Source organism: Lysobacter antibioticus HS124 (assembly GCF_000336385.2).
GTDB lineage: Bacteria > Pseudomonadota > Gammaproteobacteria > Xanthomonadales > Xanthomonadaceae > Lysobacter > Lysobacter firmicutimachus.
This window is the reverse complement of the sequence record NZ_HG424559.1, coordinates 95,066-107,601: the sequence shown is the minus strand read 5'-3', so window position 1 is coordinate 107,601 and position 12,536 is coordinate 95,066. Positions and strand designations below refer to the sequence as shown.

Sequence of the window (12,536 nt, the reverse complement as noted above, 5' to 3'; positions counted from 1 at the left end):
CGCGCATCTACAGAGAAATCGTCATGTCGATCGACACCAGCAAGATCATCGAAGATAACAAGCGCGGCGCCAACGACACCGGTTCGCCGGAAGTCCAGGTCGCCCTGCTGACCGCTCGCATCGAGCAGCTCACCGGCCACTTCAAGACCCACAAGCAGGACCACCACAGCCGTCGCGGCCTGCTGATGATGGTCAACCGTCGTCGCAGCCTCCTCGACTATCTGAAGCGCAAAGACGGCGAGCGCTACAAGGCCCTGATCGAGAAGCTCGGTCTGCGCCGCTAACCGGACACCCCACCGCGGCGCAGCGATGCGCCGCGGTTTCTTTTGGCGGACGCGAAAGCGCCGCCCGGCGATGCAGGAGGCAACGCCACCAGCGGCGGTACGCGCGCGCGACCGCCGAACTGGACAGGCCTGCGGGCCATTGCGATGCGGCGCCGGAGCGCGCGCGCACCACAACCAATCCTCAGGCCGCTTGCGCCGGCGGCCTACCGGAGCGAGGCAGGGGCCTCGGCCGGGCACGCATAGATACCGAAGGAACCCAACGTGGCAAAAATTACCAAGACCTTCCAGTACGGCAACCATCAGGTGACCCTGGAGACCGGCGAAGTCGCCCGTCAGGCCAGCGGCGCCGTGATCGTCAAGATGGACGACACCGTACTGCTGGTGACCGCCGTCGCCGCCAAGAGCGCGCGCGAGGGCCAGGACTTCTTCCCGCTCACCGTGGATTACCAGGAGAAGTTCTACGCCGGCGGTCGCATCCCGGGCGGCTTCTTCAAGCGTGAAGGCCGCGCGACCGAGAAGGAAACGCTGATCTCGCGCCTGATCGACCGTCCGATCCGTCCGCTGTTCCCGGAAGACTACAAGAACGAAGTTCAGATCATCGCCACGGTGATGTCGCTGAACCCGGAAGTCGACGGCGACATCCCGGCGCTGATCGGCGCTTCGGCCGCGCTGGCGCTGGCCGGCACGCCGTTCCAGGGCCCGATCGGCGCGGCCAAGGTCGGCTACAAGAACGGCCAGTACCTGCTGAACCCGACCGCCACCGAACTGCTCGACTCCGACCTGGAACTGGTCGTGGCCGGCACCTCGAACGCGGTGCTGATGGTCGAATCCGAAGCCAAGATGCTGTCCGAAGAGGTCATGCTCGGCGCGGTGATGTTCGGCCATCGCGAAATGCAGAAGGTCATCAACGCGATCAACGAGCTGGTCGTCGAGGCCGGCACCAAGCCGTCGAGCTGGGAAGCTCCGGCCAAGAACGACGCGATGATCTCGGCGCTGAAGGAAGCGGTCGGCGGCCAGCTGGCCGAAGCCTTCCAGGTGCGCGACAAGCTGCAGCGCCGCGACGCCATCGGCGCGATCAAGAAGGACGTGCTGGCTTCGCTGGCCGGCCGCGCCGAGGCCGAAGGCTGGGTCGCCGCCGACCTGTCCAAGGAATTCGGCGAGCTCGAGTACCAGACCATGCGCAACGCCGTGCTGACCACCAAGGTCCGCATCGACGGCCGCGCGCTCGACACCGTGCGCCCGATCGCCTCCAAGGTCGGCGTGCTGCCGCGCACCCACGGCTCCTCGCTGTTCACCCGCGGCGAGACCCAGGCGATCGTGGTCGCCACCCTCGGCACCGCGCGCGACGGCCAGATCATCGACGCCGTCTCGGGCGAGTACAAGGAACACTTCCTGTTCCATTACAACTTCCCGCCGTACTCGGTCGGCGAATGCGGCCGCTTCGGCGCGCCGAAGCGCCGCGAAATCGGCCACGGCCGTCTCGCCAAGCGCGGCGTGCTGGCGGTGATGCCGACCATGGAAGAGTTCCCGTACACCATTCGCGTGGTCTCGGAAATCACCGAGTCGAACGGCTCGTCCTCGATGGCTTCGGTCTGCGGCAGCTCGCTGGCGCTGATGGACGCCGGCGTGCCGATCAAGGCGCCGGTCGCCGGCATCGCCATGGGCCTGGTCAAGGAGGGCGACAACTTCGTCGTCCTGTCCGACATCCTGGGCGACGAGGATCACCTCGGCGACATGGACTTCAAGGTGGCCGGTACCGCCGAAGGCATCTCGGCGCTGCAGATGGACATCAAGATCCAGGGCATCACCGAAGAGATCATGAAGGTCGCCCTGGCCCAGGCCCAGGCCGGCCGTCTGCACATCCTCGGCGAGATGGCCAACGCCATCACCGCGCCGCGCGGCGAGCTGAGCGAGTACGCGCCGCGCCTGCTGACGATGAAGATCCATCCGGACAAGATCCGCGAAGTGATCGGCAAGGGCGGTTCGACCATCCAGGCCATCACCAAGGAAACCGGCACCCAGATCGACATCCAGGACGACGGCACCATCGTCATCGCCTCGGTGAACGCCGCCGCCGCCCAGGCCGCGAAGGCGCGCATCGACCAGATCGTGTCCGACGTCGAGCCGGGCCGTATCTACGAAGGCAAGGTCGCCAAGATCATGGACTTCGGCGCCTTCGTGACGATCCTGCCGGGCAAGGACGGTCTGGTCCACGTCTCGCAGATCTCCAACGAGCGCGTCGAGAAGGTCAGCGACAAGCTCAAGGAAGGCGACCTGGTCAAGGTCAAGGTGCTGGAAGTCGACAAGCAGGGCCGCATCCGCCTGTCGATGAAGGCCGTGGAAGAAGGCGAGGGCGTGGCCGCCGAGTAATCGGCCCGCGCATCGCAGCGATTGAAGAAAAGCGGGCTTCGGCCCGCTTTTCTTTTGCCTGCGCGTTTGGCCGGCGGTCGCCGCGGGCGATGCGTCCGGCCCTCAGCCGATGTTGCTCTTGACCTTGTCGGCGGTGGTCTTGAGGAAGTCGGCGATGGCCTTGATGTGTTCGTTGCTGTCGCGCAGGCGGGTTTCCTGCGGCGGTTGCACGTACAGGGTGTAAGGCTGGTGCGCGCCGCCCGGCGGCAGCACGTAGTAACCCCAAAGCACGCCGGCGTTGACGAACTTGCCGGTGACCAGGTCGACGGCGTAGTTGGCGAACTTGGTCAGGGTCGCGGTGGAGACCAGGTTGGGAGCGATGTTCTTGCAGAACTCGCGCGGCGTATCCACCAGCCAACACAGGTCCGCGCCGAGGTGCCGTTGCGGGCCGTCGAACTTCGAGTTCGCGATACGGCCGTTGTCGCTGCCGTACAGGCACTGGGCCATGAATTGGCTCTGGCCGGTGTCGGGGGCGCGCTTGTCGACGTTCCAGGCATTGGGCTTGGTCTGCTCGAAGACCTTGGTCTGCGGAAAGATCAGCTGGACCAGACCGAGCTTGTTGCGCGCCGGCAGCGGCGCGTAGCTGGACTTGAAGTCGCCGCCGTACTGGATGGCCGTGCTGCCTTCCTGCGGATCGGGTTGCGACACATAGGGATACAAGTCCAGGGTGAAGTGGCCGATGTGGAGCAGTTGCTCGGGGAGGTAGTTGCTCATGGCGGGCCTTTCGATGGGTGGAAGGCGGCGGTGCGACGTTCCGCAGGCGGAGCGCGCGACGCTCATGGGTGCTAACGCAGGCTGCATCGCGGCGTGAAGCGCCGCCGCGACTTGCCGCTGCGTATACTCCTGCGCTTGCGCAAGGCAGGGAGTTTCGCGTCATGAGGACGATGCCATGAGAGGACTGTGCCGGGCCGGCTTGTTGGCCGCTGTGTTCGCCGCGCCGGCGGCCTGCGCCGCCGCGCAGCCCGACTGCGCGCGCATCGAACACATGGTCGAATGCATGAGCTGGATCGAAACCCGCGCCGACGGCAACGGCCATGCGGACTATCTGGGCCGGATAGAGCGCTATGCCGGCGACGAGACCCGGGTGGCGATCGACAACGGCGGACATCGGATCGAGGTGCTGCTGCTCGGCAACGGCCGCCGGTTCGTGAAAGGCGAAGCGGCGGGCGCGCTGCCGGAAGACCCGGCGGCCTTCGTCGGCCTGGTTGCGACGCCGCCGCTGCTGTGGCTGAGCATGCTGCTCGAGGAAGGCGCGCGCTGGCCTGCGCCTGGCGCGCCCTTGGAGCGGGTCGCCAGCACGGACTGGGCCTATGGGCAGGAGCGCTATCGCGTGCGGATCGAAGCCTCGGCGGACGCCGGCTATGCCATCGAGATCGTCAAGACCGAGACCGTCAGTACCCCGGAGTCGGCGCCAACGCCGGACCCGAGCGGAACCTTCGCGACCATCAGCACCGACGAGGATCGCGCCGCGCGCCTGGCCGAGCTCGCGCCGGTCGGCATGCGGATCGCGGCCCGCGTGCGCCTACAGCCGCCGTCGCCGCCGCTGCCGGACGATTTTTCCCTGCAGGGTTGGATGCCGCAGCCCGGCGCCGCGGCTGCGACCTTGGGCGAAGCGCGCCGCGCCTCGCCCTGAGCGATTCGCCCGGATGGCGCCGGCCGAGCTGTCGTCGGCCAGCGGCTGGGGTGTCTTGCGGCGCGCTCAATGCGTCGCGGCGACGATCTGCGAGGGCGTGAGCCCGAGCGATCGGCGCAGGCATCGCGCCATGTGGCTGGGGTGGGAAAAACCGCAGGCCAGGGCGACCTCGCTGATGCCGTGACGGCCCTGCTGCAACAGCGTGCGTGCGCGTTCGACCCGCCGCTCCAGCACGAAGCGATGCGCGGGCAGGCCGGTGGCCTGTTTGAACAGGGGTTTGAAGTGGGAGACGCTGAAGCCTGCGATCTCGGCCAGTTCCTCCAGGCGCAGATCGCGGTCGAGATGGGCTTCGATGTATTCGATCACCCGGCGCAGGCGCCAGGCCGGTAGCGCGCCGGCCGCGGACGGCGCCAAGGGTTTGCGCGATTGCAGCGCCAGCAGGCGCGCGGCCAGCGCCGAGGCCAGACCGTCGGCGAACAAGCGCCCGCCGGGAAAGCCGTCGCTTTCCTCGGCTTGCATCATCCAGCCGATGCGTTCGATCTGCGGGTCGCGGATGTGGATGGCCGGCGCGAGCTCGTCCGCCGCTCCCGCGCCCAAGCCGTGCACGGTGTCCTGCCACAGCGACGGCGCCAGCCGCAGCAGCAGCGAGCGTGCCGGACGGGTCAGGGTCCAGCGCGTGCTGCTGCCGCCGGGCACCACGCAGAATTGACCGTGCAGGCGCACGCCTTGGCGTTCGTAGCGGCCGGCGCGATAGGACACCGGCACCGGCGCGCCCAGGTGCAGGCAGAGCACATGGCGCCGGTCCACCGGCGAGTCGAAGCGCCCGACCGGCACCGGCGAGGTCAGCACGTCGAGCTGCGGCAGCGGGCCTGAGGCCGACGATGCGGTCGAAGGGGCGGGGTAGCAGACGGGACGGTCGCTCATGCGCGGATGCTGGTCCGCGTCCGCCGCGGCCGGCATGTGCTGGAGTGCACCCGCGGGCCGGCGGCTGGTTCGCGGTACTCCGCGCCGGTGAACTGCGTCCCGCGATCGAAGTACGGGATCACCGCGCTACGGTGGGCGTTGCCAACTGTCCATCATCAAGGCCTTGAGCACCAGCTGTCGATCCGGTCCTGATGCCATAGAACAAGCAACTGAAGCGTCCTCTTTCTTTCGAGCCATTTGAAAGTAGAGGTGGCTGGCGAGTTCGCCATCGCGTAGTGATGTGGTGAAAGGCCGCCCAGCGATCGGTGCGGGCGGCGATGGCTGCAACGGTGGCGCCAGTCCTCGGCCATGCGCCGGACCTCGTCCAGCGTGGCGGATACGAACCGGTCCGGTGCCTCGTGCTTGGCCCAGTGCTTCAACGCGTCGCTGATGAACTCCGGGCCATTTTCCACGCGCAATCGTTTTGGCGCCGCGCACCTCGACGAGTTCGTCCAGGACGCGAACGATGTTGGCCGATGGCAGGTTGCTGTCGATGTCGATCTTCATCGACTCCCGGTTGAGGTCATCGTTGACGTTGAAGGTGCGAAAACGCCGGTCCGGCCAACGCGCATCGGACATGAAGCAGACGGACCAGGTGTGATTGGCGGAGGGTGGAGCTTTCAGCGGTTCCCTGATCCGTTTCGGTAGGCGACGCTTCCCGTGCCGCAGCAAGTTGAGCTTCAGCGTCTGTCCATGTGCCGGGTCCGCGCCTTGTCTCAGCCCTGCTGCCGCAGCGCACCGTCGAACAGCAACCCCAAGCCTTGGTCCGGGTTGTCCTTCAGATGCAGCTCGATGGCAGCGACCAACGGCCCGTCATTGTAGGCACGGGGCCGATAGTGCCGTGCCGACCGAGACAGGCGCAGCGCTCGATCGGCATGTCGGGCGCTCAGTCCATGATCGGTTTGCATCGCCAGACTCGGCCTCAGCCGCCGAGCCTGGCTTAGAGCCTTCGCGGCATGACGTCCTTGAGTGCATGGCGGTCCAAGGCCGGGTCGGCGTACATGCACTTCAACCGAGCCAGTTCGGCTGCGATGTCCTTCAGGTGCCGTAGTTACGACACCTTCATGCCGGTGTGCTTCGATTTCCGTATGTAGTACGTCAGCTTGTTGATTCCGTGTTTGCGGCAGGTCTCGGCGACCCTGCGCGCCGGCTTCGGTCTCTTTCAGTATCCGGACGATTGAACTTCGACTTCTTCATGCAGAGCTTCTTGGGGAGGGGACTGCTTCTGTTTGGATCGAACTAGCGAGGACGCTTTGGGCCCGATTGTCGTGATCGCCGCCAGTCGCGGTCGATACATGTGATCAACGCGGCACTTTGGCGCATCAGCAAGTAAAAAATTTGAGACCTATTTCACAAAAAAACTAAGAATTTTGCCAATTGAGGCGGCTTGCAAGCCATCGATATTCTTTCCCGCCATGAGAGTTGGTCAGATCTGTAAGCGCTTCGTTCGAAGCCGCACGGTGCCTGACTTCCAAGGGCCGGTGGCAAATGTCGAAGATTCGAAATTCCGATGGCCAACTCGATCCGCTGAGTTCGGCGCTGGCGTGCTGCCGGATCCTGCTCTCCCTGGCGAGGGGCCAAGATCAAAGTTTCGACATCCAGGTTCAAGGCGTCGAAGTCAAGCGCGCGATCGCAATATACGGAAAGGCTAGCAGCGCCAAGTTTTCCGTAACCAAGCTTCGCTATTCGAAGCTGGCCAAAGCCCGCTTGCCCATTGCCTTTCGGACCGAGGCGGGTAGGTATCTAATTCTACTGAATCGGTCGGCCACTCAGGCGTTGGTTCTTCATCCGGGCAGCTCCAGCCCGCAAGTCATTAGTGGCGATCAACTTAAAGCGATTTGGGGCGACGAAGTCATCAAATTGCTCGATTCGCCACCGAAATTCGACGTTCGCTGGTTCGTTCCGGAATTCATACGGCACAAAGGCTTGCTGGCAGAGGTGCTGGCCATCTCTCTGGTGCTGCAGCTGTTGGCGCTGGGGTCGCCGTTGGTGTTTCAAGTGGCGATGGACAAGGTTCTGGCGAACAAGGCGCTATCGACATTGGACGTCCTTACGGTCGCGTTGGTCGTGATCGCAGTTTGGGAAGCGATTCTGACCGGATTGCGCGAGTACATATTCACCCACACCACTAATCGAATAGACATAGGTTTGGGCGTCAGGCTATTCAAGCATTTGATGGGTTTGCCGCTGCTCTATTTCAAGTCCCGTCAGATCGGAACGATCATCGCCCGTGTGCAGCAGTTGGAGGGAATCCGGTCCTTCCTTACCGGGTCCATGCTTACTCTCTGTGTTGATCTTCTGTTCGCATTCGTGTTCCTGTATGTAATGTCGCGGTTGTCGTGGGCGCTAACCTGCGTCGTTCTCGTCGGCATGCCTTTTTACTTCGCTATCGCCTACGCGAGTACGGGACCATTGCAGCTGCGAATAGATCGTCAGTTTCAGGCTGCAGCCATGAATAAATCTCTGCTGACAGAGTCGGTCGGCGGCGTAGAGACGATCAAGAGCATGGCGGTAGAGCCGAGAATGCTTCGGCGGTGGGAGGCGCAGACCGCGGAAGCAGTAGAGGCGGGATTCCGCACCCAGAGTTTGAACAGCATGATCAGTCACGGCGTGACGCTTCTACAGAAGGTCATATCCGTCGGCGTCATCTGGTACGGCGCTCATTTGGTGACTTCTTTGCAGATCACCATAGGGCAGCTGATCGCATTCAACATGATGGCGTCGCATATCAATGGACCCATCTCCAAGCTCACCGACCTTTGGCAACAGTTCGTTCAAGCCAGGGTCGCGGTTGACAAGCTCGGGGACATGCTGAATCTGCCGACTGAGTCGGATCAAGCGGCGAACGAGCCGGCGGAACGGATCACCGGATCGATCCAGCTGTGCGATTTAGTGTTTCGCTATCAGCCAAATTCGGAGCCGGTGCTGAAGGGCGTGTCCTTGGATATCGAGCCGGGAGAGAGTATCGGGGTGGTCGGCCCTTCAGGATCCGGAAAAAGCACGTTGGCCTATCTGCTGCAGAAACTGTATGAGCCGGATTCGGGTGAGATCCTTCTCGACGGCTTGCCGCTGAAGCAGCTGAGTACCCGTTACTTGCGCAGCCAGATCGGCGTGGTCCAGCAGGAAAGCTATCTCTTCAATCGCAGTGTCCGCCACAACATCGCCATCCGGGATACCTCGGCGTCGCTGGACGACGTAGCGCGAGCGGCGAAACTCGCCGGCGCTCACGACTTCATCCTGCAGCTTCCGCTGGGCTACGACACCGTTTTGGCGGAAGGCGGGAGTTCCCTCTCGGGCGGACAGCGGCAGCGCATCGCTATCGCCCGCGCCCTTATGGCCGATCCGAGAATACTGATCTTCGACGAGGCGACCAGCGCCCTGGACGACGAATCGCAGGCCTTGATCCAGGAAAACATGGCGGAAATATCCAGGGGACGCACCGTCATCACGATCGCCCATCGCCTATCCGCGGTTCGACAATGCGACCGAATCGTCGCGCTGGAACATGGTCGAATTACCGAAGTCGGAAGTCACGATGAACTGATTTCGCTCGGCGGATGCTACGCCAAGTTGTTCCAATTGCAGCGCTCGTTCGGGGATGCAGGAGAAAGAAATGCTGCCTAATCGCATAAAAAACGCGTTGAACGTCGTACGTTCCGCCAGTAAGGGCAGTCATCTGGAAAAGAACCGGGACGAATACGAGTTCCAGCCGGGATACCTAGAGGTCGTGGAGCGCCCGCCGGTGCCTTGGTCGCGCCGCACCGCTATCGCGTTGACGGCGCTATTCGTCGCGGCGCTTATCTGGTCGATTGCCGGTCATCTGGACATTCAGGCCAACGCGGCGGGGCGCCTGCTCGTGCCCAGCAATTCGAAAGTGGTTCAGGCGGTCGAAGGCGGCGAGATCGCTTCGATTCACGTACGCGACGGCGATCGAGTCGAGGTCGGCGACGTACTGATTAGCCTGAATCCGATCGGCGCCGACGCAGAGCTAAGGTCGTTGCGCAATCAGCTGAACTCCAAACTGTTGGAGCAGGCCAGGCTGCAGGCGATGCTGACGGACGATCCGGTCGCGAACTTCACCGCACCGGAGGAGGTGTCGGCCGAAGAGGCGGCGCTTGCGCGCGGGCACCTGATTAGTTCTTCGAGGGAAAGGCGGGCGAATGTCGCCGGGATTGAAAGCGAAATGGGAGTCAATCTGGCCAATCAGCGGGGACGCAATGCGGACATCGCGGCGCTGCAGAAGCTGGAGGCCAACGTAAGCGAGCGGCTGGAGGCCTATCGGGCTTTGGCGGCCGACAAATTGCTTTCCAAGGTGGAGTTGCAGCAGCAAGAGAAAGAGCGCCTAGAGATAGAGCGATCTATCTCCCAGCAGCGATCCGATCTGGCAGTGCTGAGGGCGCAGTATCAATCGTTGAGCAATCAGCGAAATAGCTACTTGGCGAAGATGGTCAAGGAGTATCAGGACAATCTGAGCTTAGTGCGAGTGGACAGTTCTACCCTTGCCCAGCAGTTGATCAGGGCGCAAGAAAAGCTGCGCCTGCAGACACTGAGGGCGACGGTCAGTGGAGTTGTGCAGCAGCTGGCCGTGCATACCCGTGGCGGCGCGGTGCAGCCCGGGCAACAGTTGATGGTGATCGTGCCTAACGAGAGTTCGCTGCAGGCAGAAATCATGGTGCTCAACGCAGATGTGGGGTTTGTAAAGCCTGGGCAATCGGTCGAGTTGAAGGTCGACTCTTTCGCCTATACGCGCTACGGAACCGTGCCTGGGAAGATACTGAACGTTTCCCGCGACTCGGTGAAGGACGATCAGTTGGGACTGGTATTTCCTGCCCGGGTCGAGTTGAGTCGTCTGCATATGTCGTCCGACGGCAAGAAGTTCCCCTTGCAAGCGGGCATGAGCGTGACCGCGGAAATCCGCACGGGGAAGCGGCGCGTCATCGACTACGTTCTCAGCCCTTTGCGTGAGTATCGCTCCGAAGCGCTGAAGGAGCGGTGATGTTGAGGTTGACGGCGGGCCGATGTTTGGCCAATGGCGCAATCGACAGCGGATTGGTGGCTCTGTCCTATGCGGCGCGGCATCACGGGATTTCGGTCGAACCCGAGCAGTTGCGCCATCAACTCGGGCGGACGCAAGGCGTAGCGAGTGAAATAGACATTTGCCGCTGCGCGCGCCTGATCGGCTTGAGGGCAAGAAGCGTCCATAGCGGAGTGGAGAGAGTCGCAGCATTGCCGCTTCCGGCGCTATTGGCGACGAACGTAGGCTGGCAAGTACTCGAGGCGGTGGACGAGGCGAATGCGATCTTGCGCGATCCGACGACCGGCACGCGCTCGACAGTGACGTTCGGCGAGCTGCCTTCGGCGTGGCAGGGTCAGGCCATCCTGCTGGCCGAGACGAGCGAGCCAGCTGGACGGAAATCATTTGGCTTCGCTTGGTTCGTTCCGTCGGTCATCAAGCATATCCGGCAGTTCAGGAGCGTTCTGTTGGTGTCACTGATGCTGCAAGTGATCGCCTTGGTGACTCCGGCAGTATTCGAGAACGTCATCGATCGAGTCTTGGTGAGCCGAAGCATCTCTAGTTTGCAGGTGCTTGGAATCGCACTGCTCGCTTTGGCGGTATTCGAGCCGGTGTATGGATTCTTGCGCTCTTGGCTGTTCTCGAACGTAGCGGCGAAGATTAATTCTGAGCTTTCCGCGCGCGTCTATCAACATCTGATGGCGTTGCCGGTCGGATATTTCCGCAAGCGCCAGACGGGAGAAATCATCGCCCGCGTCGGCGAGATGGATCATATCCGCCAGTTCCTGACCGGCTCGACGATGACCGTAGTGTTGGATTTGATGTTCCTCGGGATGTTCGTCGCTGTGATGCTTGCCTACAGCGTCAAGCTGACTTTGGTCGTTCTGGCGACGCTAGTGATCTACTTCGTTCTGTGGATGGTATTAGGCCCGCTGTTGCGCATCCGCACTAAGCGAGAGTACGAACTGAGTGCGGACAACACCGCGTTCTTGACCTCATCGGTCACTGGCATCGAGGTCATAAAGACCACTGCCACGGAAGAGCTATTTCTGCGGCAATGGGAGAGCGAGTTCTCTAAGTTCGTGCGGGCTTCGTTTCGGTCGAACGTGCTAGGAATTTCCGTCGGTCAATCAATCGGTCTGGTGCAGAAGCTGTCGAGCGCTTTGCTGTTGTGGTGGGGCATCACTTCGGTGATGGATAACAAACTCAGTCCGGGCGAGCTGGTGGCGTTCAATATGCTCGCAGGGCATCTCACTCAGCCGATCTTGCGTTTGGCGCAAACCTGGCAAGACCTGCAACACGCGATGATTTCGTTGCGTCGCGTCGGCGACGTGCTCGACGAACCCACGGAGAGCGGAAGCGGCGGACTGGCGTCGATCCCGGCGCTACAGGGAAGGGTTGGATTTAAAAACGTTTTCTTTCGATACGGCGAAGACGGCCAGGAAGTGCTGCGCAACTTGAACCTGGAGGTTCGTCCGGGCGAGTTCATCGGCATAACTGGCCCCTCGGGATCGGGCAAGAGCACGATCAGTCGGTTGCTGCAACGGCTGTACGTTCCGCAGCGCGGGCAGGTATTGGTGGATGGGATCGACCTTGCGATCGCCGATCCGGTGACGCTGCGCCGTCAGATGAGCGTTGTTCCGCAAGAAAGCGTTTTGTTCTCAGGCACCGTGGCCGAAAACATCGCTATGTGTAGGCCGGAGGCCTCCGAGGCGGAGGTCGTCGAGGCTGCCGCTTTGGCCGGTGCCGATGCGTTTATTCGGTCGCTTCCTGAGGGGTACGGCACTCAAGTCGGGGAAAGAGGCTCGCGGCTGTCGGGCGGTCAGCGCCAGCGCATCGCTTTGGCCAGGGCATTGCTCACACGCCCTAAGATCCTGCTGCTGGATGAAGCGACCAGTGCGCTCGACTACGAGTCGGAGGCTGCGATCATGGCCAATATGGACGCGATCGCCGAGGGACGAACGATCATCAGCATCGCCCATAGGCTCAACACGTTACGAAGGGCCGACCGCATTCTCGTGATCGATCGCGGCGCTGTGGTCGAAGACGGGACGCACGACACGCTGATCGCCAGCGGCGCGACCTACGCCCGATTGTGGCGCTTGCAAACAGGCGGAGCGGAGGTGGCGATGATCACCTAGCTATCGCCCAAGCCTCTTCGCTTCGAGGTGCGCAGACGCCAGTTGGTGGGCGCGTCTTTTGAATGTATTTGCCTGGCGCCCGCGACGGCGGC

General features: G+C 62.6%; 9 protein-coding genes. 6 read left to right on the top strand and 3 right to left on the bottom strand.

Going from position 1 to position 12,536, the window contains the following annotated elements; genetic code table 11:
* The first annotated feature begins 23 nt into the window (after window positions 1-23).
* On the top strand, window positions 24-284 hold the full coding sequence (rpsO, locus tag TX83_RS18760) for a 30S ribosomal protein S15 (protein ID WP_064749516.1): 261 nt from the start codon (window positions 24-26) through the stop codon (window positions 282-284).
* 261 nt (window positions 285-545) lie between these two features.
* Window positions 546-2,654 (top strand): polyribonucleotide nucleotidyltransferase, encoded by a 2,109-nt coding sequence (gene pnp / locus TX83_RS18755; protein ID WP_064749515.1) that lies wholly within the window; start codon window positions 546-548, stop codon window positions 2,652-2,654.
* A 102-nt stretch (window positions 2,655-2,756) separates the two neighbouring features.
* Here the strand turns inward: pnp and TX83_RS18750 are convergent, their stop codons facing one another.
* Window positions 2,757-3,407: a hypothetical protein gene (locus tag TX83_RS18750; protein ID WP_064749514.1), complete on the bottom strand. Its 651-nt coding sequence runs from the start codon at window positions 3,405-3,407 to the stop codon at window positions 2,757-2,759.
* Between the two features lie 175 nt (window positions 3,408-3,582).
* Between TX83_RS18750 and TX83_RS18745 the strand changes: the two genes are divergently transcribed.
* Complete coding sequence (locus tag TX83_RS18745) at window positions 3,583-4,326, top strand: hypothetical protein (protein WP_141233574.1); 744 nt, start codon at window positions 3,583-3,585, stop codon at window positions 4,324-4,326.
* 66 nt (window positions 4,327-4,392) lie between these two features.
* Here the strand turns inward: TX83_RS18745 and TX83_RS18740 are convergent, their stop codons facing one another.
* A complete protein-coding gene (locus tag TX83_RS18740; protein ID WP_064749539.1) occupies window positions 4,393-5,250 on the bottom strand; it encodes a helix-turn-helix domain-containing protein in 858 nt (285 codons plus the stop codon).
* Window positions 5,251-5,376: 126 nt separating this feature from the next.
* Window positions 5,377-5,868, bottom strand: coding sequence for a hypothetical protein (locus TX83_RS24000; RefSeq protein WP_261370193.1), 492 nt, complete (start codon window positions 5,866-5,868; stop codon window positions 5,377-5,379).
* A 909-nt stretch (window positions 5,869-6,777) separates the two neighbouring features.
* On the opposite strand from TX83_RS24000, the gene TX83_RS18735 reads away from it, so the two are divergent.
* From TX83_RS18735 to TX83_RS18725, 3 genes are read left to right on the top strand one after another with little or no spacing between them, the layout of a single operon-like run.
* The gene (locus TX83_RS18735; protein ID WP_064749512.1) at window positions 6,778-8,913 is read left to right on the top strand and encodes a peptidase domain-containing ABC transporter; all 2,136 of its coding nucleotides are present in this window, start codon (window positions 6,778-6,780) and stop codon (window positions 8,911-8,913) included.
* Window positions 8,903-10,285: an HlyD family type I secretion periplasmic adaptor subunit gene (locus tag TX83_RS18730; protein ID WP_087960763.1), complete on the top strand. Its 1,383-nt coding sequence runs from the start codon at window positions 8,903-8,905 to the stop codon at window positions 10,283-10,285. The genes TX83_RS18735 and TX83_RS18730 overlap by 11 nt, the downstream gene beginning before the upstream one ends.
* Window positions 10,285-12,444, top strand: coding sequence for a type I secretion system permease/ATPase (locus TX83_RS18725; RefSeq protein WP_064749510.1), 2,160 nt, complete (start codon window positions 10,285-10,287; stop codon window positions 12,442-12,444). Before TX83_RS18730 ends, TX83_RS18725 begins: the two co-directional genes overlap by 1 nt.
* Window positions 12,445-12,536 lie beyond the last annotated feature (92 nt).

What these genes read in the sequence shown, in the direction of transcription:
- TX83_RS18750 (WP_064749514.1), bottom strand. Translation starts at nt 3,407, where the DNA reads ATGAGCAACTACCTCCCCGAGCAACTGCTCCACATCGGCCACTTCACC.
- rpsO (WP_064749516.1), top strand. Translation starts at nt 24, where the DNA reads ATGTCGATCGACACCAGCAAGATCATCGAAGATAACAAGCGCGGCGCC.
- TX83_RS18725 (WP_064749510.1), top strand. Translation starts at nt 10,285, where the DNA reads ATGTTGAGGTTGACGGCGGGCCGATGTTTGGCCAATGGCGCAATCGAC.
- TX83_RS18730 (WP_087960763.1), top strand. Translation starts at nt 8,903, where the DNA reads ATGCTGCCTAATCGCATAAAAAACGCGTTGAACGTCGTACGTTCCGCC.
- TX83_RS24000 (WP_261370193.1), bottom strand. Translation starts at nt 5,868, where the DNA reads ATGTCCGATGCGCGTTGGCCGGACCGGCGTTTTCGCACCTTCAACGTC.
- TX83_RS18745 (WP_141233574.1), top strand. Translation starts at nt 3,583, where the DNA reads ATGAGAGGACTGTGCCGGGCCGGCTTGTTGGCCGCTGTGTTCGCCGCG.
- TX83_RS18735 (WP_064749512.1), top strand. Translation starts at nt 6,778, where the DNA reads ATGTCGAAGATTCGAAATTCCGATGGCCAACTCGATCCGCTGAGTTCG.
- TX83_RS18740 (WP_064749539.1), bottom strand. Translation starts at nt 5,250, where the DNA reads ATGAGCGACCGTCCCGTCTGCTACCCCGCCCCTTCGACCGCATCGTCG.